Consider the following 18,643-nt stretch of genomic DNA (forward strand, 5'->3'; position numbering starts at 1 on the left):
TGCAGCCCGGCAGGGATCATTCACAGGAAACGATCCTCGGGTGCGGCACGGCGTCGGAGGCGCAGCGACGAACCGTGCACGGCGCGGGGGTACAGGGGGAGCGTCCCCCTGGACGGAAGAAGGAACGGCCGTGCATATCGTGATCATGGGATGCGGGCGGGTCGGGTCGACCCTCGCCCACATCCTTGAGGACAAGGGCCACTCGGTGTCCATCATCGACCAGAACCCGGAGGCGTTCCGCCGGCTGCGCAGCGGGTTCCGGGGCCGCCGCATCACCGGGTTCGGTTTCGACCGCGACGTGATCGCGGAGGCGGGCATCGAGCGCGCGTCGGCGTTCGTGGCCGTCAGCAGCGGCGACAACTCCAACATCATCTCGGCCCGGGTCGCGCGAGAGACGTTCGGCGTCGACAACGTGGTGGCCCGCATCTACGACCCCCGCCGCGCGGAGGTCTACCAGCGCCTCGGCATCCCCACGGTCGCGACCGTCCGGTGGACCGCCGACCAGATCCTGCGCCGGCTCCTGCCCGAGGGCGCCGAGCCGCTGTGGCGCGACCCGACCGGCGCGGTCGTCCTCGCCGAACTGGACTCCGGGCACCTGTGGGTGGGCGAGAAGGTCGACGCGCTGGAGGAGCACGCGGGAGCGCGGGTGGCGTTCCTGTCGCGGATGGGCGAGGCGCTCGTCCCCGAGCGCGACACGGTGATCCAGGACGGCGACGTCGTGCACATCATGGTCGTCGCCGACGATCTGGAGCGCGTGAACGCCGCCGTCGCGGCGCGGGACGAGGAGGACGCCTGATGCGGGTCGCGATCGCCGGAGCGGGCGCGGTGGGCCGCTCCATCGCCCAGGAACTGCTGGAGAACGGCCACGAGGTCCTCTTGATCGACAAGAGCCCCAAGGCCATCAAGGTCGAGATGGTGCCGCGGGCGGAGTGGCTGCTGGCCGACGCGTGCGAGATCTCCGCGCTGGACGACGCGGCGCTGGAGCGCTGCCAGGTCGTGGTCGCCTCGTCCGGCGACGACAAGGTCAACCTCGTGGTGTCGCTGCTGGCCAAGACCGAGTACGGGGTCCCGCGCGTGGTGGCCCGCATCAACCACCCGAACAACGAGTGGCTGTTCAACGAGTCGTGGGGCGTGGACGTGGCCGTGTCCACCCCACGGCTGCTGTCGGCGCTGGTGGAGGAGGCGGTCAGCGTCGGCGACCTGGTCCGGCTGATGACGTTCCGGCAGGGCGAGGCGAACCTGGTCGAGCTGACGCTGCCGGGCGACGCCCCGCTCGGCGGCCAGCGCGTCGGCTCGGTGGACTGGCCGCGCGACACCGCGCTGGTGGCGATCCTGCGCGAGGGCCGCGTCCTGGTCCCGACCCCCGACGACACCCTGGAACCAGGCGACGAACTGATGTTCGTCGCCAGCCAGGACGTGGAGGACGACCTGGCCGAACTCCTAGGCGGCTGAACGGCCGGTCAGGCGGCTTTTCCGCGTTCGATAGGCGTGCGGCCGCGGGCGAGGAGCCAGACCATGGCGGCCAGAGCGGCGACCTGGAGCGGCCAGCCCATCACGATCTTGGCGACGCCGAGCAGGGCGCTCTGGTCGCCGTCGGCGACGTAGATCGGGTACTGGACGACCACCCGCGCGACGCACGGGGTCAGCAGCAGCCACGTCAGCCGGGAGCAGAGCTTGACGATGCCGGGGTCACGGCGCCACGCGGTCGGGTCGCCGGTGACCGAGCCGATGACGAAGCCGACGAGCGGCCAGCGGACGGCGATGGAGAAGATCATCGCGGCGGCGTAGCCGGCGTTCAGCAGGATGCCGGGCAGGAACGCGTCCTCGGCATCGCCGGAGCGCAGCGCGAAGATCGCGGCGACCGTGATGCCGACGAGGCTGTTCAGGACGAACTGCGGGCTGGAGCGCTGCACGAGCCGGACGCCGAGCAGCATCACCGCGGCGCCGATGCCGACGGTGACGGCGAGCTGGACGTCCTCGGTCACGACGAAGGTCCCGGTGAAGCCGATCACGGGGACCGCGGCCTCGATCATGCCGCGGACGCCGCCGAGCGCCTTGCTCAGCTGGGCGCGCACGGCCGCCTCGACGGTGTCGTGCGCCGTCTTCTCCTTCGCGCCGGCGGCCGGGGAGGCCCCGGGCCCGCCGCCGGTCCCCGCGGGTTCCTCGTCTCCGCGGCCGGCGGACCCCGTGGTCTCCGCTCCGGAGCCGCGTCCTTCGCTCGTTCCCAGTTCGCTCACGTCGCACTCCCGGCCGCCCGCGGCGGCCTCACGAACCGCCGCGCAGCTCGTATCGCGGATTGAAGATGACCTTGCGTCCGTCCTGCACGCTCACCAGCCCCTCGGCGCGCAGCTTGCGGCCCGGGTCGATGCCGGCGATCCGGCGGCGGCCGAGCCAGACGAGGCTGACCACGTCGGTGCCGTCGTAGAGCTCGGCCTCCAGGGCCGGGGCGCCGCCCCGCGGACGGAGCGTCACCGTACGTAGCGTACCCGCCACGCGGTGCCGCCTGCGCTCGGAGCACTGGGTGATCGGCGTCGCGCCCTCTCCCCCGGCGCTCTTCTGCAGTTCCTCGGCCTCCAGCTCGGCTGTACTCGACGCCATCCGCCGGAGGAAGCGGCGCAGGCCGCCCCCGCGCGACCGCGACCCCGCGCCCGGCGGCGTGCCGGGCGAAACCTCGTCCATAACCGAAGCGTATGGCATCTGCGGACGAACCGGACCCCCTGGCCTCCCTCCTTGACCGGCGCCGATCGCCACGACGAAAAGAGCGGGTGCCCATCCGGAAGGATGGGCACCCGCTCGGGCTCGGCCGCCCGCCGCCCCGTCAGTTGAGCGCCGCCTCGACCGCGGGGGCGCGGATGGTGCGGCGGGTCGCGCCGTAGGCCGTCGCGCCGGTGAGGACGGCGGCCAGGGCGACGACCGCCAGGTAGGTCCACACGTCGCCGTCCGGGGTCACCGAGTCCCGGCGGGCCAGGCCGAACGGCACGATCGTGAAGACCGAGGCGATCGTCCCGAAGACCACGCCGGTGACGGTCAGGACCGCCGACTCCAGCGCCACGGTGCCGAGCACCTGCCGGGGCGTGGCCCCCGCGAGCCGCGTCTGGCCGAACTCGCGCCGCCGGTGCGCGGTGGCCGCGATCAGCGTGTTCACCAGCATGATCGCGGCGAACAGCACCACCATCCCGATCACCACGAAGTTCAGCGTCTCGATGTTCTTCTGCTCGGCCGTCTTGGCGAGCCCGGCGGCGTCGGTCGCCGCGTTCTCGGTGGCCTGGAGGTACAGCGTGCCGACCGCGATCCCGACGAACAGGATGATCGGCGTGACCGCGGAGGCCATGGCGCCCGTCCGGCGGCGCATGACGCTCGCCGCGAGATCGCCGGTCGCGCCGCCCAGCATCCGGATCGGCCCGGAGGCCAGCGCGGTCACCCGGCGCATGATCGCCGGCGCCAGCAGCGCGAGCCCGATGGCGGCGAAGATGTCGGCCTGCCCGGACGTCGCCATCGCGTCGCTGCCCTTGCCGTCCATCACCGTGACGGTGATGATCGCCTGGTTGGCGGCGACGAGGAGGAACAGCACCGCGAACACGATGCGCTTGCGGCTCATCCTCCCGCTGTCGGTGGCCGCCTCCATCATCGACTCGGTCACCCTGACCCGGGCGGCGCGGCGCGCGGTGATCAGCGCGGCGGCGGTCGCGGACACGAACATGATCCCGATGCCCATCGTCAGCGCGATCGGCCCGAAGGCGTAGCCGATGCTCGCCGGAACCTGGTCGGTGTCGTGCAGCATCCCGAGCAGTCCCCGGCCGATCAGCATGGCCGGGACGATCCCGAGCACGGCGGCCGCCAGGGCCAGGCCCGCGGCCTCGCCGACGATCATCCGGCCGAGCTGCGCCGGGGTCGCGCCGATGCTCTTCAGCAGCGCCATCTCCGCGGCCCGCTGCCGGACCGACAGGGTCATGGTGGAGGCGACCGCGAAGACCACCAGCAGCAGTCCCCAGCCGCCGACCACGTTCGCCATGATCGAGAGGGTCTCCCCGGCGGGCCCGGTCGCACCGCCCGCCTCCGCCGTGTCCTGCATCGACGCGAACGCCATGATGATCGCCGAACCGAGGAACATCGCGAGGAAACTCGCCGCGAACGCGCCGGTCCGCTTGCGCAGGGAACGAATCGCCAGTCCGAACATGATCAGGCTCCCGCCATCGTCCGCTGACGCTCGACCTCGTCGGCCAGGTGCGTCATCCGCTCCGCGACGGCCTCGGCGGTCGGCGCCGTCTGGTGGCCGACGATCCGCCCGTCCGTCAGGTACAGCACCGAGTGCGCGAAGGACGCCGCGACCGGGTCGTGGGTGACCATCACCACGGTCTGCCCGAACATCTGCACCGACTCCTGGAGCAGGCCCAGCACGTCCCGCGCGCTGCGCGTGTCCAGCGCGCCGGTCGGCTCGTCCGCGAACACCACCCGCGGCTCGGTGACCAGGGCCCGCGCGATCGCCACCCGCTGCTGCTGGCCGCCCGACAGCTCCGCGGGCAGGTGGCCGAGCCGGTCGCCGAGGCCCACGCGCCCGAGGACGGCCCGCGCACGCTCCCGGTCCACCTTGCGGCCCGCCAGCTTCAGCGGCAGCACCGTGTTCTGCAGGACGTCCAGCGTGGGCAGCAGGTTGAACTGCTGGAACACGAACCCGATCCGCTTGCGCCGGAACCTGGTCAGCGCGGCCTCGCCGTCCCCGGTCAGCTCGGCGCCGTCCACGAAGACCCGTCCCTCGTCGGGACGGTCGAGGCCCGCCGCGCACTGGAGCAGCGTGCTCTTGCCCGACCCGGACGGGCCCATCACCGCGGTGAACGACCCGGCCGGCAGCGACAGCGACACACCGTCCAGCGCGACCACCCGGTTGTCCTCGGTGCCGTACATCTTGCGCACGCCCTCCAGGCGGAGCGCCTCACCCGGCACCTGGTTCACCGGTTCCGGTCCCCTGCGTCCGAACATTGCCTTTACCTCCCGCCCGGCGCCCCTCCTGGGCGCCGACAGGAAAGAAACTACGGAGGCCGAGAGCCGCGCAGGATGGGTCCAGCACGCCGATGGGGGTAGGTAAAACCCCACCTTTCAACGGCGCCGCGGGTCAGCCGATCCCCTCCAGCACGGCCGTGTAGCGGTGCCGCCGGTCCGGTCTGGCGCGGCCTTCGGCATGGCGCAGCGCGGGCACGGCGGGCGCGCCGATCATGACGAGGGCCGCCTCCGCGGCCTCCCGGACGGGCCCGCGGGGATGCGCGAGCAGGTCGATGAGTCCGGGGATCGCGGGCTCCCAGGCGGCGTGGCCGAGCGTCCTGATCGCGGCGCGGACGACGTCGGGCTCGGGATCGCCGAGGAGGCGGGTCGTCTGCTCCAGGTGGCCGGCCCGGCTCAGCACGCGCCGCGAGACCCGGTGCGCGTGCAAGCGCACCTTCGTCTCGCGGTGGGCGATCAGCTCCGCGAGCAGCCCGGCCAGCTCGGGGTCCGGCTCGGCGCGAGCCTCCTCGTGGCGTTCGGCGAGCCTGGCGAGCGCGCGGCCGACCTGCTTGGGGCCGCCGTCGCGAGCCCGCTGGAACAGCTCCGCGCGCGACGGTTCGCCGGGGACGCCGGTCCTGTGCTCACGGAGGCTCTTCAGCGTGTCCTCGTCCTGGACGGCCCCGCCGGGTTCCCGCAGCGTGCCGGTCTCCAGGACGAGCATCCTCGCGAGGTCGTCGCGGCCCTCGTCGTGCAGGCGCCGGAGCACCCGGTCCAGTTCGGGGGTGCGCAGCAACGGCCGCCGGGCGAGGAGGTCGAGGACCCCCCAGGCGCCGGACGCGAGCCGCTCGGCGACGAGCCCCGCCACGACGTCGGGCGACGCGGTGCGCAGCGCCCGAGCGGACGCGTCTCGCGCGGCGGCGGTCCCGTGCTCCCAGGTGGCCAGCAGCCTGGGGACGAACCGGTCCAGGACGTCCGGTTCCAGGTGGACGGCCAGGCGCGCGAACCGCTCGCACGCCTCGTCGTCTCCGTCCAGGTCGGCCGGGACGGCATGGTCCAGTGCCCGCGCGAGGTCCACCGTGACGGGGAGATCCGCGCGGCCGTGCAGGAAGGCCCGGAGGACCGCGAGCCCGGTCTGCGGTTCGGGCCAGCCGAGCAGGATGCGGGCCGCCGTCTCCCGCCGCTCCGCCCGCGCGTCGCCCAGCATCTCCAGCAGGCGCCGTCGCAGGGCCTCGGAGCGGGGCTGGTCCAGGTCGGCGGCACGCGGCGTCCGGGCCTCCGCCGCGGGGCGGCGTGACTCCTCGGCGAGGGTCCAGGGCGGGGCGCCGAGCGGCTGCAACTCCACCATCCAGTCGAGGAGGACGTCGCGCACGTCGGATGGAGCCTGCGGGAACACGCCGATCAAGGCGTCGAGCACGTCCCGCGACGGCGCGTCCGTCCGGGCTCGCGCCCGGCGGAGGGAGGCGATGTCGCGGATCTCGCGGCCGAGTCCTTCCCGGAGCGGGGCGGAACCTTCGACCGGCTCCTGCCCGAACGCCTCCCGCAGCACGGATTCCACCTCCCGCGCCGGGCGTTCCGCGCGCCCGGCGGCGGCCAGGGCGCGGTCGAGGTCGCCGCGCACCGGCGTGGCGCCGCACAGGCGCAGCAGGACGAGCCCCGGCCGGCCGAGCTCCATCCGGCGCACCCGTTCGGCGATCTCCCGCCGCCCGGCGGGTCCGGCGCGCGGGATCACCGCCTCCAGCAGCCCCAGCAGCCGCTCGTGATCACCGGGAGCCGCCAGCCCGTCGACCAGGGTCCCCGCGGACCGGGCGGCCACCTCCAGCTCCGCGTCCGCCCACGGCGGCGGGCAGATCCCCGTGACCAGCCGGAGGGCGCGGGGATCGGAGGCCGCCAGGTCCAGCCAGCGCGCCAGCATCGGGCGCAGCCGCGCGTACGCCGGCGTCCGCGGCTCGCGCTCGTGGGCGTCCACCACCCGGCGTGCGATCACCTCGTCCCAGCCGTGGTCGAGCAGGGCGTCCGCATCGGGGACCGGTGAGGGCTCCTTCGCCCGGATCGCGACGCCGCGCCGGGCCAGCGCGGCGGCCTGCCGCGCGCCGAGCAGGCCGTCGAGGCTCCGCAGGAGCAGGGGCCGGTCGGGGGCGCGGTCCGCCGCCGCGAGGACGGTCGCCGCGAAGGCGTCGCCGAGGACGGCTCTCAGCGCCCCGGCCAGCGCCTCCCGCAGCCCCGGGTTGTCGTGCCGGCCGAGCAGGTCCAGCAGCTTCGGGACGGCCTCCGGCGCGCCGGCCCGGGCGAGGGCCGACGCCGCCGTCTTCTTGACGTTCATGTTGGGGTGGTCGAGGCAGGCCGCGATCGCGGGCGCGGCCCAGACCGCACGGGCCTCCGCCAGCGCGAGGAGCGCCTGCCTGACCGTCTGCGCGTCACCGGCGGCCGTGAGCGGGACGAGGCTCGCCGACAGCGCCCGCGCGTCGCCGCCGTCCCCGGCCAGGACCGCGATCGCCCGCCCCCGGACGTGCCGGTCGCGGTGCCGCAGCAGCGGATGCACGCGTGCCCGCGTCCGGCGGTACGGGGCGCGGCACAGCACGTCCAGCAGGGAGGTCAGCTCCGCCGGACCGAGTCCCGGGCGGTCCAGGAGGCCGAGGAGCGTGTCCGCGAGGACGGCGTCACCGGCCTCCGCCGCGCCGGCCGCGTCCAGCAGGCAGCGCGGCCGGAGCGCGCTCCGCCGGAAGAGGCGGGCGCCCAGCTCGCGGACGGCGTCGAGCGCCTCGTCCAGGCCGGGCGCCTCCTCGTCCGACACGACCCGGAGCAGCAGGTCGGCGATGGCGGGCAGCGTGGTCGCGTCACCGTTGCGGGTCAGCCTGCGGAGGGCCTCGGCCGGCTCGGCGGGGTCCAGGTTCGCGCGCAGGAGGGCCAGTTCCCGGGGGTCGGGCCCGCCGAGATCGTCCGCGATGCGGCGGGGCACGTCGCGCGGGTCGAGCCGGTCCAGGATGTCTCGCCGCTCGCCCTCGTCGCCGAGGTGCCAGAGCAGTTCCAGGGCCTGGTGCCTGAAGGGCCGTAGATGCGGGGCGATGCCGCCGCCGTCCAGTCCCAGCCCGTCCCGCAGGGCGGTGACCGTCCGCGCGCCTCCGACGGCTTCGAGCGCGCCGAGCGCCTCCCTGGGCGAGCGCGGCAGCAGTCCGAGGACGGTCTCCTCGGCCCCCGCGTGACGGAGCCGCCCGATCGTCCGGAGGAACGGCGCGGGATCGGCGGAGCGGCGCGCCAGCCCGGCGACGGCGTCGCCGATCGCCAGGTCCGGCACTCCCTGCTCGTGGAGCGCGGCCAGCAGATCCAGGCGGCGGGGCAGCTCCCCCTCCCCGGCGGTCAGTTCCCGCAGGGTCTCGTGCCTGCGCGAGTAGAGGACGGTGGCGAGGTCCGCGGCCGGAACGCGGTGATCGGCGAGGGCCAGGCCCACGATCGCCGGAACGTCCCGGCCCGCCGGGAAGTGGCCGCGCCGGTGCATGCCGCCCAGGCACTCGACCGCGGGGCCCGCGAGCAGCAGCGGGTCCCGGGCGGCCATGGCCACGATCTCCCCGGCGTCCTCCCGGGTCGCCAGGCCGCCGAGCAGTTCCAGGGCCCGCCGCCGTTGCGCGGGCGGCCGCCCGGGATCGGCGGCGATGCCGGTGAGGACGTCCCGGTGGCCGTGCCGGGCGGCGACCTCGATCGCGGCGGCCGCGGACCCGGTTTCGAGGAGGCCGCGGATCCGCTCGTGCGGGAGCGGGTCGAGCGCCGCCCACGGCTCGGCGAGTTCCTTCAGCGCGTCCGGGACGTCACCCGCGAGTTCCTCGACGAGCGTCCGCGCGCGGGCGGGCGCGAGGAGGGCCGCGTGGAGCGCCTCCCGCGTGATCCGGAAGGCCTCGGCCCGGAGCACGGCGTCGGGACGTCCCGCCAGTTCGGCGGCGAGCGGTTCCGGGTCGTCGACGTCCAGCGCGCCGATCCCGCGCACGGCCTGGTAGAGCGGCTCACCGGAGGACTCGTCGCGGATCCGTTCAGGACGGCTGACGATCGCCTCCCTCAGCCGTCCGATCCGTTCGGGAATCGACGGCTCCGGGAACTTCGCGGCGGGCATGACGGCGATCTTAGGCTTTCGCGCGGGCGGCATCGGAGAGGATGTGGGGATGGACGAGGTACCTGAGGACTGGGAGCGGGCGCTGACGATCGTCGCGCACCCCGACGACCTGGAGTACGGGGCGTCGGCGGCGATCGCCAAGTGGACGGCCCAGGGCAAGACGGTGACGGAGGTGCTGGCGACCCGCGGCGAGGCGGGCATCGACTCGATGGACCCCGACGAGGTGCGCCGGATCCGCAGCGCCGAGCAGGTCGAGGCGGCCCGCCGCGTCGGCGTCGATGACGTCGAGTTCCTCGATCTGGCAGACGGCGTGCTGGAGTACGGGCTCGCGCTGCGGCGGGCGCTCGCGGGGGCGATCAGGTGGCACCGGCCCGAGGTGGTGCTGTCGATCAACTTCCGGGAGAGCTTTCCCGGCGGCGGGTTCAACATGGCCGACCACCGGGTTCTCGGGCTCGCGGTCGCCGACGCGATCAGGGACGCGGCCAACCGGTGGGTGTTCCGCGACCTGGACCTCGAACCGTGGCAGGGCGTCCGGTTCGCGCTGTTCGGCGGATCACCGCAGGCCACGCACTACGTCGACGTCACCGGCCACCTGCAGGCCGGCATCGACTCGCTGCTCGCGCACCGGGTGTACTTCTCGAATCTCGGCGCCGAGTTCGACGCGGCGGCGTTCCTCACCGGCATCGCCGAGGAGGGCGGAAGCGCCGCGGGCGTCGAGCACGCGATGACGTTCGAGATGATCGAGTCCTAGGGCGGGCCCGACGGGTCCTAGCGGCGGGCGTTGGGCCGCTTGCCCTTGTTGCTCTTACTGCGCTTGCGGGCACGGCGTTTGCTCGTCTTCTTCGACATGTCCCGATTGACCACCCGGCGGGCGTCCAAGGCAAGGGTTCCGCCGCCGGGCGCATGGCAAAAACCCGCCCGGCCGCACGACCGTAAAGGCGTGCGGCCCGGCGGGCGGGTGCCACCGGCGGGTGGACTCCGGGTCAGCGGACCTCGGTGATCTCGGGGCCGCGCTCGAAGGGGTCGAAGGTCTCCACGGCCTCCTCGTCCTCCTCGGCGTCCTGTCCGGCCTCGCTGAACTCCTTGGGGATCTGCAGCTCCAGCAGCTCGCGCGGAGGCATCGGGGCGTCACCGCGGTGGACGACGACGCCGCGCAGCACGTCCTCCAGGACCTGCCACTGCTCCTCGTCCTCGATCGCGGCGCCCTGCACCACGGCCTGGAGGAACCAGCGGGGGCCGTCCACGCCGAGGAAGCGGATGATCTGCGGCGCCCACCCCTGCTCGACGAACTCGGCCGGGATCTGCTCGCGGACCTCCGGCGCCATCTCCGCGAGGACCTCCTCGGTCAGCGCGGCCGGGACCATCGCCAGCAGCTCGGGACCGAACGGGCCCTCGCCCTCCTGGGTCTGGCCCTTCGCCTCCTCCTGGATGTCCTTGGCGGTCTCAGCGCGAACGTCTTCCCAGATGCCGCTGCGCTTGGGCGCCGCGAACACCTGGAGCTGCATGGCGCTCTCCTCGTACTGCACGAGGACCGCGACGGGCCGCCCGTCGAGGGGGTTGCCCTCCTCGTCGACCTGGGTGGCCTCGAAGTTCACCTGAAAACCCAGCCCGGGCGCGATCGGCACCTGGAGGGACCCGAAATCGAGCCGCTGCATCTCCGGGACGGAGTCCGCGGAGTCGAACGGGCCCCCCTCGGCGGACTCCGCCTTCGCGGGAGCCTCCTCGGCGGTCTCCGCCGGCTCCTCGGTCGCCTCGGGACCCTTCTCGGGCTCCTCGGCCTGCCGGCGACGTCCAAAAGCCACGACTCACGCTCCTTCTCGACTGTGCTCATTCTCGCTGCCGCCCGCGCCCACGGGCCCACGGCCCGCTCGCGTGCCGCCTTCGTCCCCCGGCCCGGCCGTCTCCCCGCCTTCATCACGCGTGGGAGCGAATCCGCCGGTGGAACCGAACCCGGCGGCTCCGCGCGCCGAACCGGGAAGCTCGGTGACCTCGTGGAACACGGCCTGCTCCACCCGCTGCACGACCATCTGCGCAATGCGGTCTCCGCGCCGCAGCCTCGCTGTGGCGCGGGGGTCGGTGTTCAGCAGGGTCACCTTGATCTCACCCCGATAGCCGGCATCGACCGTACCGGGTGCGTTGACTATGGTCACTCCCAACCTAGCGCCCAAACCGGACCGCGGGTGAATGAAAGCGGCGTAGCCATCGGGCAGCGCGACCGCGATGCCGGTCGGGACGACCGCACGCTCCCCCGGCGGAAGCTCGACGTCGGCGGCGGCGACGAGGTCGGCGCCCGCGTCGCCCGCGTGGGCGTACTGCGGCAGGGGCAGCTCGGGATCGAGCCGCCGGATCAGCACATCGACCTTGACCACGGGTTCACCTCACGCGCGTTACCTGCCGGAAAACCCCACGACCCTATCCAGGCCGCCGGGCGCGGCCGGGGCTGAAACGCCGCCGCCGCGCGAGTCCGGCAGTTGACCCTACCCGTTCCCGGGCGATGACCACTTCCGGAAGGTTTGGCGTTAATGCGAGGGATTACGCGTAGCGTTACGCCTGTTACCCGGGGTTGTTCTGCGGGCGATCCGTCCCGCAGAAAGGGGACGGACATGAGCGAACCGGAGCGGACCATCACCCACCGGTCGCTGGACGGCGTTCGGGTCCGGCTCTCCGGCGCCCAGGATCTCGGGCGGCCGTGCACGTCGGTGGCGCGGATCGCCGACCGCGGGCGCCTCCACGAGATCTCCAGCGGTACCCGCGCGGACGCGCTGGGCTGGGCCGAGGAGATCGGGCTCGACCGCTTCGAGCAGGAGTTCCGCATCCAGGGCGGACGGCTCCGGGTCGGCCGGACCGCGACCCGCGACGCCGACACCGGGCTGAGCGACCCCGTCCTCGCGGCCGTGTGGGAGGGACGCCGCCACGCGGTCTTCACGCACCTGTACCACGCGCGCCCGGCCGACGCGGTGGCGTTCTTCGGCACGATGCGGCTGACCGAGCACGCCGACGGGATCACCGCCGTCCCGCGCGGGCGGGCCCGCCGTCCCGACCCCGCCGAGATGGTCAAGGAGGTCCCGGGGCTGGGGCTCCTGGAGATCACGGCGCTGACCGGGCAGACGCGCAAACGGCTTCCGTCGTGGCGCGGCGCCTCCGTCGCGGGCGGGGAGCTGTTCCAGGACACGGTGGAGGGCCAGGGCCCCTACTTCCTCCTCGCGCTGAGGTCGCTGCTGGTGACCGTCCTGCCGGAAGAGGACCGGGTGCGGGAGGTCCCGCAGCGCCTCGCGGGGCTGGCCGTCAGGGCGATCCGGTGATCGGGCTCCTGGCGGGGATCGCGGTGACGGCGGTTCCGCTCGTCCTGCTGGTCTCTGTGTTCGCGCATTCCAGGCGTCCTCGGATGCTCGCCGCGGCGCTGCGGGCGCACCGGACGCTGCCTCCCGCCCTCACCGGTCCCGTGGCGGCCGCCGCGATCGCCGCGGAGGCGCTGGCCGGCGCGGGCGGCGCGGTGGCGCTGCTCTTGCGGCTGGACGGCCCGGTGCGCGCGGCGTCCGGGGCGGCGGCCGTCCTGCTCGCCCTGTACGCGCTCTACGCGGCGTACGTGTCCAGGACCCGGCGCGGCGTCCCGTGCGGTTGCGCGGCCGCGGACACCCCGATGACCGGCTGGGTCGCGGGACGGGCCGCCGGCCTCTCCGCCCTGGCCGCGGCCGGCGCCCTCCATGGGCCGCCGGCCGGCCCGACCGCCTACGAGCTGACCGTCGCCGTCACGGCGGGGCTGGCGTTCGGGGTGCTCCTCTGGACGCTCCCGCACGCCATGGCCGAGGAGAGGAGACCCGCCGGATGAGCTTCCAGAACAGCGCCCTGCTGCTGTCATGGGTGGCGATCCTGCTGCTCTCGCTGGTGGTCGCCGGCCTCGTCCGGCAGGTGCACGCACTGAGCCGGGGAGCGCCGCACCGGACCGCGCTCGGGCCCGCGCCCGGCGCCGCCGCGCCCGCGTTCGACCGGCTCGGCCCCGGCCTGCTGCTCTTCCTGGACCGCGACTGCGGCGTCTGCACCGAGGTCCTGGCCGCCGCCGGCGGTCTGGACGGCCCACTGCACGCGATCTTCGCGGGACCGCCGCCCGGCGGCGTGCCGCCCTCCGGTCCGCCCCGGCCGGGCCTGACCGTGCTCGCCGACGAGCAGGACGGCCTGTTCGCCGACTACGGCGTCCCGGCCACCCCGTTCGCCGTGCTCGTCGGCGCGGACGGGCGGGTGCGGGCCGCCGAGCCCGTGGGCTCCCCCGACACGCTGCGCGAGCTGACCCTGGAGGCGAGCCGATGACCGCCGAGCCGACGACGGGGCCGACGCCCGGGCCGGTGATCGAGCTGGAGGACATCCCGCCGCTGCGCGGCCCGCGTCCCCGGGGAGCACGGCGCATCCGGCGCCGGCCCGTCCCGCCGGACGCGCCGGCGCTCAGGCCGGCGCGCCGCAGCATCCTCACCGGCCTCTTCGCGGCCGGGGCCACCGCCGGCCTGAAGGCCCTCGGCGTCTTCCCGCCGGCGCGGGACGCGCTCTCGTCCGGGTTCGAGCTGGTCGGCTACTACGACATCTATCCGCGGTGCCCGTCGTACGCCTCCGGCCACAACTGCTCCCCCGGCTGCGGGCCGAGCTACGCGTGCAGCTGGTGCTGCCGGACGAGCGGCAGGTACAAGGGATGGCACAAGTCGGGCGCGTCGCATCCGGGCTGGTACAAGCTGCGTCCCAGCCAGTGCTACGGCGGCGGCTACGACGGGTGGCTCTGGGCGTACTCCGGGAGCTGCGGCTCGTGCAAGAAGGGCGTCACCTGGCGCTGCCACGACGGCTGGAAGAAGTCCAAGCAGGGCAACTGGTACAAGACCATCTGCCGCAAAGCGGTCGCGTGCAGGAACTGAGCGCCGGGCGGCTGCGGCGGGGCCTGGCCGACCCGCTCCTGCCCGCCGCCGCCCTGGCACTGCTCGCCGTCGCCGCCGCGGCCCTCGGCGCCGCCGTCCTGTGCTGGGCGTCGGTCGGCGCCCTCGCCGGGTTCTCGCTGTCCGGCAGCGTTTGAACGCGCAACAGCGAATCGGTGCTGTTCTCGCCAGGTTGGCGGGCCCCCGTACGGCAGGGCGAGGTCCTGGCCGTCTTCACCCTCGGGCTCCTGCTCGGGGGGACGCTCGTCGCGGCGGTCGTCTGGCTGCTGTCCGGCCTCGCCGCGCCGCTGCCGCCGCCGGTCCGCACCTCCGCGATCCTTACGGTGGCGGCCCTCGGCGTGGCCCGAGAATCCGGCCTGATCCGGATCCCCCTGCCGCAGAACGCCCGCCAGATCCCGCCGGAGGTCCTCCAGACCCGGCTGCGTCGCGGCTCCCTTCAGTTCGGCTTCGAGCTCGGCACCGGCGTCCGGACCTACGTCTCGTCGACCAGCCCGTACGTGCTGGCGCTCGCGCTCCTGCTCAGCGTTCCGGCCCTGTCCGCCGCCCTCCTCACCGGTGCCGCGTTCGGCGCCGGGCGCGCCCTGAGCGCCGTCCTCGCGTACCTGGCCCGCGACGATCACCGCGACGCCGTCCTGGCCGCCCGGGTGCCTCACCTGAAGTCCGCCGCGGCCCTCACGGCGTTCGTCGCACCGGCTCTCCTGCTCGTGTGACACGCTGTAGCGAATGATGGGTTGATGGTGCGACATCGGCCGTTTCGCCTTGACGTCCTCATTGGACCTCGATTCGATAGAAACCGAACCTGATTCTGAGATCGGCTTCGAGGATGGTGCGCGGCATGACGACCACGGCGCGGGCGAAGGTCGACGGCAACCTGTCCAACCTGGAGTTCTGGGCGCTGCCTCCGGACCGGCGCATGGCGGCGTTCGCGGACCTGCGGCGGCGCGAGCACCCGGCCTTCTTCCCGGAGCTGAAGCTGCCGTTCGTCAAGACCGGGCCGGGCTTCTACGCGCTGGCCAGGCACGCCGACGTCGTCGAGGCCAGCCGCACACCGGAGGTCTTCAGCAGCGAGCCGTGCTCCAACAGCGTCGCCGACATGCCCGGCTACCTGGCGCGCTACTTCGGCTCGATGATCAACATGGACGACCCCCGGCACGCCAAGATCCGTCGGATCGTGTCGCGGGCGTTCACCCCGCGCATCCTGGAGAAGATGGAGACCGACCTCCAGGCGAGCGCGACCAGGATCGTGGACGACCTGATCGCCAAGGGGTCCGCGGACTTCGTCACCGACGTCGCGGCGCGGCTGCCCCTCCAGGTCATCTGCGACATGATGGGCATCCCCGAGCCCGTGCGCCCGATGGTGTACGACCGGACGAACATCATCCTGGGCCTCGGCGACCCCGAGTACTCCGGCGGCAAGGACTACACCCGCGACGGCATCACCCGCCTCGGCGCGCTGTACGGCCTCCTCAAGGTGATGGTCGCCGGGTACGAGCTGAACCACCTGGCGATGAAGCTGGCCCGCAAGCGGCGCAGGAACCCCGGCGACGACCTGGTCTCCGCGCTGATCTCCGCCGAGGTGGACGGGGAGCGGCTGACCGACCAGGAGATCGGCTCGTTCTTCATCCTGCTCGTGGTGGCCGGGAACGAGACGACGCGGAACGCCATGTCGCACGGCCTGAAGCTGCTCACCGACAACCCCGAGCAGCGCGCCCTGCTGCTGGAGGACTTCGACGCCCACGCTCCCGGGGCCGTGGAGGAGATCGTCCGGATGTCCACGCCGGTCATCCAGTTCCGCAGGACGCTCACCCGGGATCACGAGATGAACGGCCACCAGTACAGGACCGGCGACAAGGTCCTGCTGTTCTACAACTCGGCCAACCGGGACGAGAGCGTCTTCGAGAACCCCGACGTCTTCGACATCACGCGCTCCCCCAACCCGCATGTGGGGTTCGGCGGCCCCGGCCCGCACTTCTGCCTCGGCGCCAACCTGGCCCGGCGCGAGATCACGGTGATGTTCCGCGAGCTGTTCACCCGCGTCCCCGAGATCCGCAGCACCGGGGAGCCCGACCGGCTGTTCTCCAGCTTCATCAACGGCATCAAGCACCTGCCCTGCGAAGTCTGAAGGGCGGCCGGGCTCCGAGCGGCGGGTCCGGTCAGGTCGCGGGCGCCAGGACGACGTCCACGGTCAGGCCGGCGGGGGCGTCCTCCAACGTCAGGTCGGCGATGCGTCCGGCCGCGGCCAGATCCGGCCGCGAGATCCGCAGCACCTCGGCGCCGCGGACGACCGCGCTGGCCACGTCGGCGCGCATCGACGCCTTCGCCTCCGACTTGGCCTTGCGGACCTGCCGGAGCGCCTCCCCCGTCGCGGCCAGGACGACCGGGTCCCCGCCCGGCGGCAGCTCGGCCGCGGACGGCCAGGACGCCGCGTGCACCGACCCGTGCCGCCACCACGACCAGACCTCCTCGGTCACGAACGGCAGGACGGGCGCGAACAGGCGCAGCATGACCGACAGCGCCGTGCGCAGCGCCGCCCGCGCCGACTGCGCCTCCGGGCCCTCCCCGTAGGCGCGCGTCTTGACCAGTTCCAGGTAGTCGTCGCAGAACTCCCAGAAGAACCGCTCTGTGCGTTCCATGGCCCGCGTGTAGTCGTGCCCCTCGAACGCCTCCGTCGCCTCCTTGACGACACCGGACAGCGCCGCCAGCATCGCCTTGTCCAGCGGCTCGGTGATCGACGCGTCCGCCTCGGCCTCGCCGAGGCCCAGCACGAACTTGGACGCGTTGAGGATCTTGATCGCGAGGCGCCGGCCGACCTTGATCTGGCCGGTGTCGAACGCGGTGTCGGTCCCCGGGCGCCCGCTGGCCGACCAGTAGCGGACGGCGTCGGAGCCGTACTCGCGCAGCAGGTCGATCGGCGTGACGGCGTTCCCCTTCGACTTCGACATCTTCTTGCGGTCCGGGTCGAGGATCCATCCGGACAGCGCCGTGCCCTTCCACGGCAGCGAGCCGTGCTCCAGATGCGCGCGGACGACCGTGGAGAACAGCCACGTCCGGATGATGTCGTGCCCCTGGGGGCGCAGGTCGTAGGGGAACACGCGGCCGAACAGGTCGGCGTCGCGCTCCCAGCCGCCCGCGATCTGCGGGGTCAGCGACGAGGTCGCCCAGGTGTCCATCACGTCGGGGTCGCCGACGAAGCCGCCGGGCTTGCCGCGCTGGTCCTCGGTGAACCCCGGCGGGGCGTCGGAGGACGGGTCGACGGGCAGCATGTCCTCGGGCGGCGTGACCGGCTCGTCGTAGAGCGGCTCGCCGGAGTCGTCCAGCCGGTACCAGACGGGGATCGGGACGCCGAAGAACCGCTGCCGCGAGATCAGCCAGTCGCCGTTCAGCCCCTCGACCCAGTTCTCGTAGCGGGCGCGCATGTAGCCGGGGTGCCACTCCAGCTCGCGGCCGCGGGCGATCATCTCGGCGCGCAGGCCCGCGTCGCGACCGCCGTTGCGGATGTACCACTGCCGGGTCGTGACGATCTCCAGGGGCTTGCTGCCCCGCTCGTAGAACTTCACCGGGCGGGAGATCTTCCGGGGCTCGCCGTCCAGGTCCCCGGACTCGCGGAGCAGCTCGACGACGCGCTCCTTGGCGGAGAACACCGTCTTGCCGGCCAGCTCGGCGTAGGGGTGCGCGGGGACGCCCCGCGGCGGGTCGGCGGCCAGCCGCCCGTCCCAGCCGACGATCGCGCGGGTCGGAAGGTCCAGCTCGCGCCACCACGTGACGTCCGTGACGTCGCCGAACGTGCAGATCATCGCGATGCCGGAGCCCTTGTCGGGCTCGGCCAGCCGGTGGGCGACGACCGGGACCTCCACGCCGAACAGCGGTGTGCGGACGGTCGTCCCGATCAGCTCCCGGTACCGCTCGTCGTCAGGGTGCGCGACCAGCGCGACGCACGCGGGCAGCAGCTCGGGACGCGTCGTCTCGATGTAGACCGGTCTCTGTGCATCACGCGGCCCACCTCCCCCGTGGAACCGGAGCCGGTAGAAGGCGCCGGGCTGCTCGCGGTCCTCCAGCTCGGCCTGGGCGACGGCCGTGCGGAACGTCACGTCCCAGAGGGTCGGCGCCTCCGAGACGTACGCCTCGCCGCGCGCCAGGTTGCGCAGGAACGCGCGCTGGGACGCCATGCGGGAGTCGTGCCCGATCGTCGTGTACAGCAGCCCCCAGTCGACCGACAGGCCGACACGGCGCCACGTCTCCTCGAACGCCTTCTCGTCGACCTCGGTGAGCCGCTCGCACAGCTCGATGAAGTTGCGGCGCGGGACCGGGAGCTGGCGCTTGGGGTCGGGCTTGGCCGGAGGCTCGAAGTCCGGGTCGTAGGGAAGCGACGGGTCGCACCGGACACCGAAGTGGTTCTGGACGCGGCGTTCGGTCGGCAGGCCGTTATCGTCCCAGCCCATGGGGTAGAAGACCGCCCGACCGCGCATGCGGTGGAACCGCGCGACGGCGTCGGTGTGGGTGTAGGAGAAGACGTGGCCGACATGGAGGGAGCCGCTCACGGTGGGCGGCGGGGTGTCGATCGAGTAGACCTCGGCACGCGGCCTGGTCCGGTCGAAGCGGTAGACGCCGCCGTCCTCCCAGGCGCGTACCCACTTGTCCTCCAGGCCGTCCAGGG

The 18,643-nt window shown here is 73.6% G+C and carries 17 protein-coding genes and 1 pseudogene; 10 read left to right on the plus strand and 8 right to left on the minus strand.

Annotated elements, in window-relative coordinates; all coding sequences use genetic code 11:
* The first annotated feature begins 130 nt into the window (after window positions 1-130).
* Together E1281_RS01700 and E1281_RS01705 are read left to right on the plus strand one after the other, a co-directional pair.
* The gene (locus tag E1281_RS01700) at window positions 131-796 is read left to right on the plus strand and encodes a TrkA family potassium uptake protein (protein ID WP_131875310.1); all 666 of its coding nucleotides are present in this window, start codon (window positions 131-133) and stop codon (window positions 794-796) included.
* The gene (locus E1281_RS01705) at window positions 796-1,452 is read left to right on the plus strand and encodes a TrkA family potassium uptake protein (protein WP_131875311.1); all 657 of its coding nucleotides are present in this window, start codon (window positions 796-798) and stop codon (window positions 1,450-1,452) included. Before E1281_RS01700 ends, E1281_RS01705 begins: the two co-directional genes overlap by 1 nt.
* 8 nt (window positions 1,453-1,460) lie before the next feature.
* Here the strand turns inward: E1281_RS01705 and E1281_RS01710 are convergent, their stop codons facing one another.
* From E1281_RS01710 to E1281_RS01730, 5 genes are all read right to left on the minus strand, one after another.
* Window positions 1,461-2,075: a DUF3159 domain-containing protein gene (locus E1281_RS01710; protein WP_243716470.1), complete on the minus strand. Its 615-nt coding sequence runs from the start codon at window positions 2,073-2,075 to the stop codon at window positions 1,461-1,463.
* Window positions 2,076-2,265: 190 nt separating this feature from the next.
* On the minus strand, window positions 2,266-2,598 hold the full coding sequence (locus E1281_RS01715) for an OB-fold nucleic acid binding domain-containing protein (RefSeq protein ID WP_243716472.1): 333 nt from the start codon (window positions 2,596-2,598) through the stop codon (window positions 2,266-2,268).
* A gap of 220 nt (window positions 2,599-2,818) precedes the next feature.
* Complete coding sequence (locus E1281_RS01720; RefSeq protein ID WP_131875313.1) at window positions 2,819-4,177, minus strand: FtsX-like permease family protein; 1,359 nt, start codon at window positions 4,175-4,177, stop codon at window positions 2,819-2,821.
* A gap of 2 nt (window positions 4,178-4,179) precedes the next feature.
* Window positions 4,180-4,977: an ABC transporter ATP-binding protein gene (locus E1281_RS01725; protein ID WP_131875314.1), complete on the minus strand. Its 798-nt coding sequence runs from the start codon at window positions 4,975-4,977 to the stop codon at window positions 4,180-4,182.
* Between the two features lie 133 nt (window positions 4,978-5,110).
* Complete coding sequence (locus tag E1281_RS01730) at window positions 5,111-9,076, minus strand: HEAT repeat domain-containing protein (protein ID WP_131875315.1); 3,966 nt, start codon at window positions 9,074-9,076, stop codon at window positions 5,111-5,113.
* Between the two features lie 49 nt (window positions 9,077-9,125).
* On the opposite strand from E1281_RS01730, the gene E1281_RS01735 reads away from it, so the two are divergent.
* Entirely contained in the window at window positions 9,126-9,827 is a 702-nt protein-coding gene (locus E1281_RS01735) for a PIG-L deacetylase family protein (RefSeq protein ID WP_131875316.1), read from the plus strand.
* 232 nt (window positions 9,828-10,059) lie between these two features.
* On the opposite strand, the gene E1281_RS01740 is transcribed toward E1281_RS01735, so the two are convergent.
* On the minus strand, window positions 10,060-10,878 hold the full coding sequence (locus tag E1281_RS01740) for a DUF3710 domain-containing protein (protein WP_131875317.1): 819 nt from the start codon (window positions 10,876-10,878) through the stop codon (window positions 10,060-10,062).
* Window positions 10,879-11,004: 126 nt separating this feature from the next.
* Window positions 11,005-11,445: pseudogene (gene dut, locus E1281_RS01745) on the minus strand (dUTP diphosphatase); the annotation flags it as partial.
* 234 nt (window positions 11,446-11,679) lie between these two features.
* Between dut and E1281_RS01750 the strand changes: the two are divergent.
* The 7 genes from E1281_RS01750 (at window position 11,680) to E1281_RS01775 (ending at window position 16,111) form a co-directional block, all read left to right on the plus strand.
* On the plus strand, window positions 11,680-12,378 hold the full coding sequence (locus E1281_RS01750) for a hypothetical protein (protein WP_131875319.1): 699 nt from the start codon (window positions 11,680-11,682) through the stop codon (window positions 12,376-12,378).
* Window positions 12,375-12,905 carry a MauE/DoxX family redox-associated membrane protein gene (locus tag E1281_RS01755; RefSeq protein ID WP_131875320.1) on the plus strand — a complete coding sequence of 177 codons (531 nt, stop codon included), beginning with the start codon at window positions 12,375-12,377 and terminating at the stop codon, window positions 12,903-12,905. Before E1281_RS01750 ends, E1281_RS01755 begins: the two co-directional genes overlap by 4 nt.
* Entirely contained in the window at window positions 12,902-13,381 is a 480-nt protein-coding gene (locus tag E1281_RS01760; protein WP_131875321.1) for a hypothetical protein, read from the plus strand. Before E1281_RS01755 ends, E1281_RS01760 begins: the two co-directional genes overlap by 4 nt.
* Complete coding sequence (locus E1281_RS01765; protein ID WP_131875322.1) at window positions 13,378-13,971, plus strand: hypothetical protein; 594 nt, start codon at window positions 13,378-13,380, stop codon at window positions 13,969-13,971. The genes E1281_RS01760 and E1281_RS01765 overlap by 4 nt, the downstream gene beginning before the upstream one ends.
* The gene (locus E1281_RS39905) at window positions 13,959-14,126 is read left to right on the plus strand and encodes a hypothetical protein (RefSeq protein WP_165958750.1); all 168 of its coding nucleotides are present in this window, start codon (window positions 13,959-13,961) and stop codon (window positions 14,124-14,126) included. The genes E1281_RS01765 and E1281_RS39905 overlap by 13 nt, the downstream gene beginning before the upstream one ends.
* An 18-nt stretch (window positions 14,127-14,144) precedes the next feature.
* Window positions 14,145-14,699, plus strand: coding sequence for a hypothetical protein (locus E1281_RS01770; RefSeq protein ID WP_131875323.1), 555 nt, complete (start codon window positions 14,145-14,147; stop codon window positions 14,697-14,699).
* A gap of 125 nt (window positions 14,700-14,824) precedes the next feature.
* Entirely contained in the window at window positions 14,825-16,111 is a 1,287-nt protein-coding gene (locus E1281_RS01775) for a cytochrome P450 (RefSeq protein WP_131875324.1), read from the plus strand.
* A gap of 31 nt (window positions 16,112-16,142) precedes the next feature.
* Here E1281_RS01775 and valS read toward each other — a convergent pair whose 3' ends face one another.
* On the minus strand, window positions 16,143-18,641 hold the full coding sequence (valS, locus tag E1281_RS01780; protein WP_243716468.1) for a valine--tRNA ligase: 2,499 nt from the start codon (window positions 18,639-18,641) through the stop codon (window positions 16,143-16,145).
* Window positions 18,642-18,643 lie beyond the last annotated feature (2 nt).

It is taken from the genome of Actinomadura sp. KC345 (assembly GCF_004348515.1).
Taxonomy (GTDB): Bacteria; Actinomycetota; Actinomycetes; order Streptosporangiales; family Streptosporangiaceae; genus Spirillospora.

Coding starts and splice junctions, on each gene's coding strand:
- E1281_RS01765 (WP_131875322.1), top strand. CDS start 13,378: ATGACCGCCGAGCCGACGACGGGGCCGACGCCCGGGCCGGTGATCGAG.
- E1281_RS01775 (WP_131875324.1), top strand. CDS start 14,825: ATGACGACCACGGCGCGGGCGAAGGTCGACGGCAACCTGTCCAACCTG.
- E1281_RS01750 (WP_131875319.1), top strand. CDS start 11,680: ATGAGCGAACCGGAGCGGACCATCACCCACCGGTCGCTGGACGGCGTT.
- E1281_RS01720 (WP_131875313.1), bottom strand. CDS start 4,177: ATGTTCGGACTGGCGATTCGTTCCCTGCGCAAGCGGACCGGCGCGTTC.
- E1281_RS01730 (WP_131875315.1), bottom strand. CDS start 9,076: ATGCCCGCCGCGAAGTTCCCGGAGCCGTCGATTCCCGAACGGATCGGA.
- E1281_RS01725 (WP_131875314.1), bottom strand. CDS start 4,977: ATGTTCGGACGCAGGGGACCGGAACCGGTGAACCAGGTGCCGGGTGAG.
- E1281_RS01735 (WP_131875316.1), top strand. CDS start 9,126: ATGGACGAGGTACCTGAGGACTGGGAGCGGGCGCTGACGATCGTCGCG.
- E1281_RS01715 (WP_243716472.1), bottom strand. CDS start 2,598: ATGGCGTCGAGTACAGCCGAGCTGGAGGCCGAGGAACTGCAGAAGAGC.
- E1281_RS01705 (WP_131875311.1), top strand. CDS start 796: ATGCGGGTCGCGATCGCCGGAGCGGGCGCGGTGGGCCGCTCCATCGCC.
- E1281_RS01760 (WP_131875321.1), top strand. CDS start 12,902: ATGAGCTTCCAGAACAGCGCCCTGCTGCTGTCATGGGTGGCGATCCTG.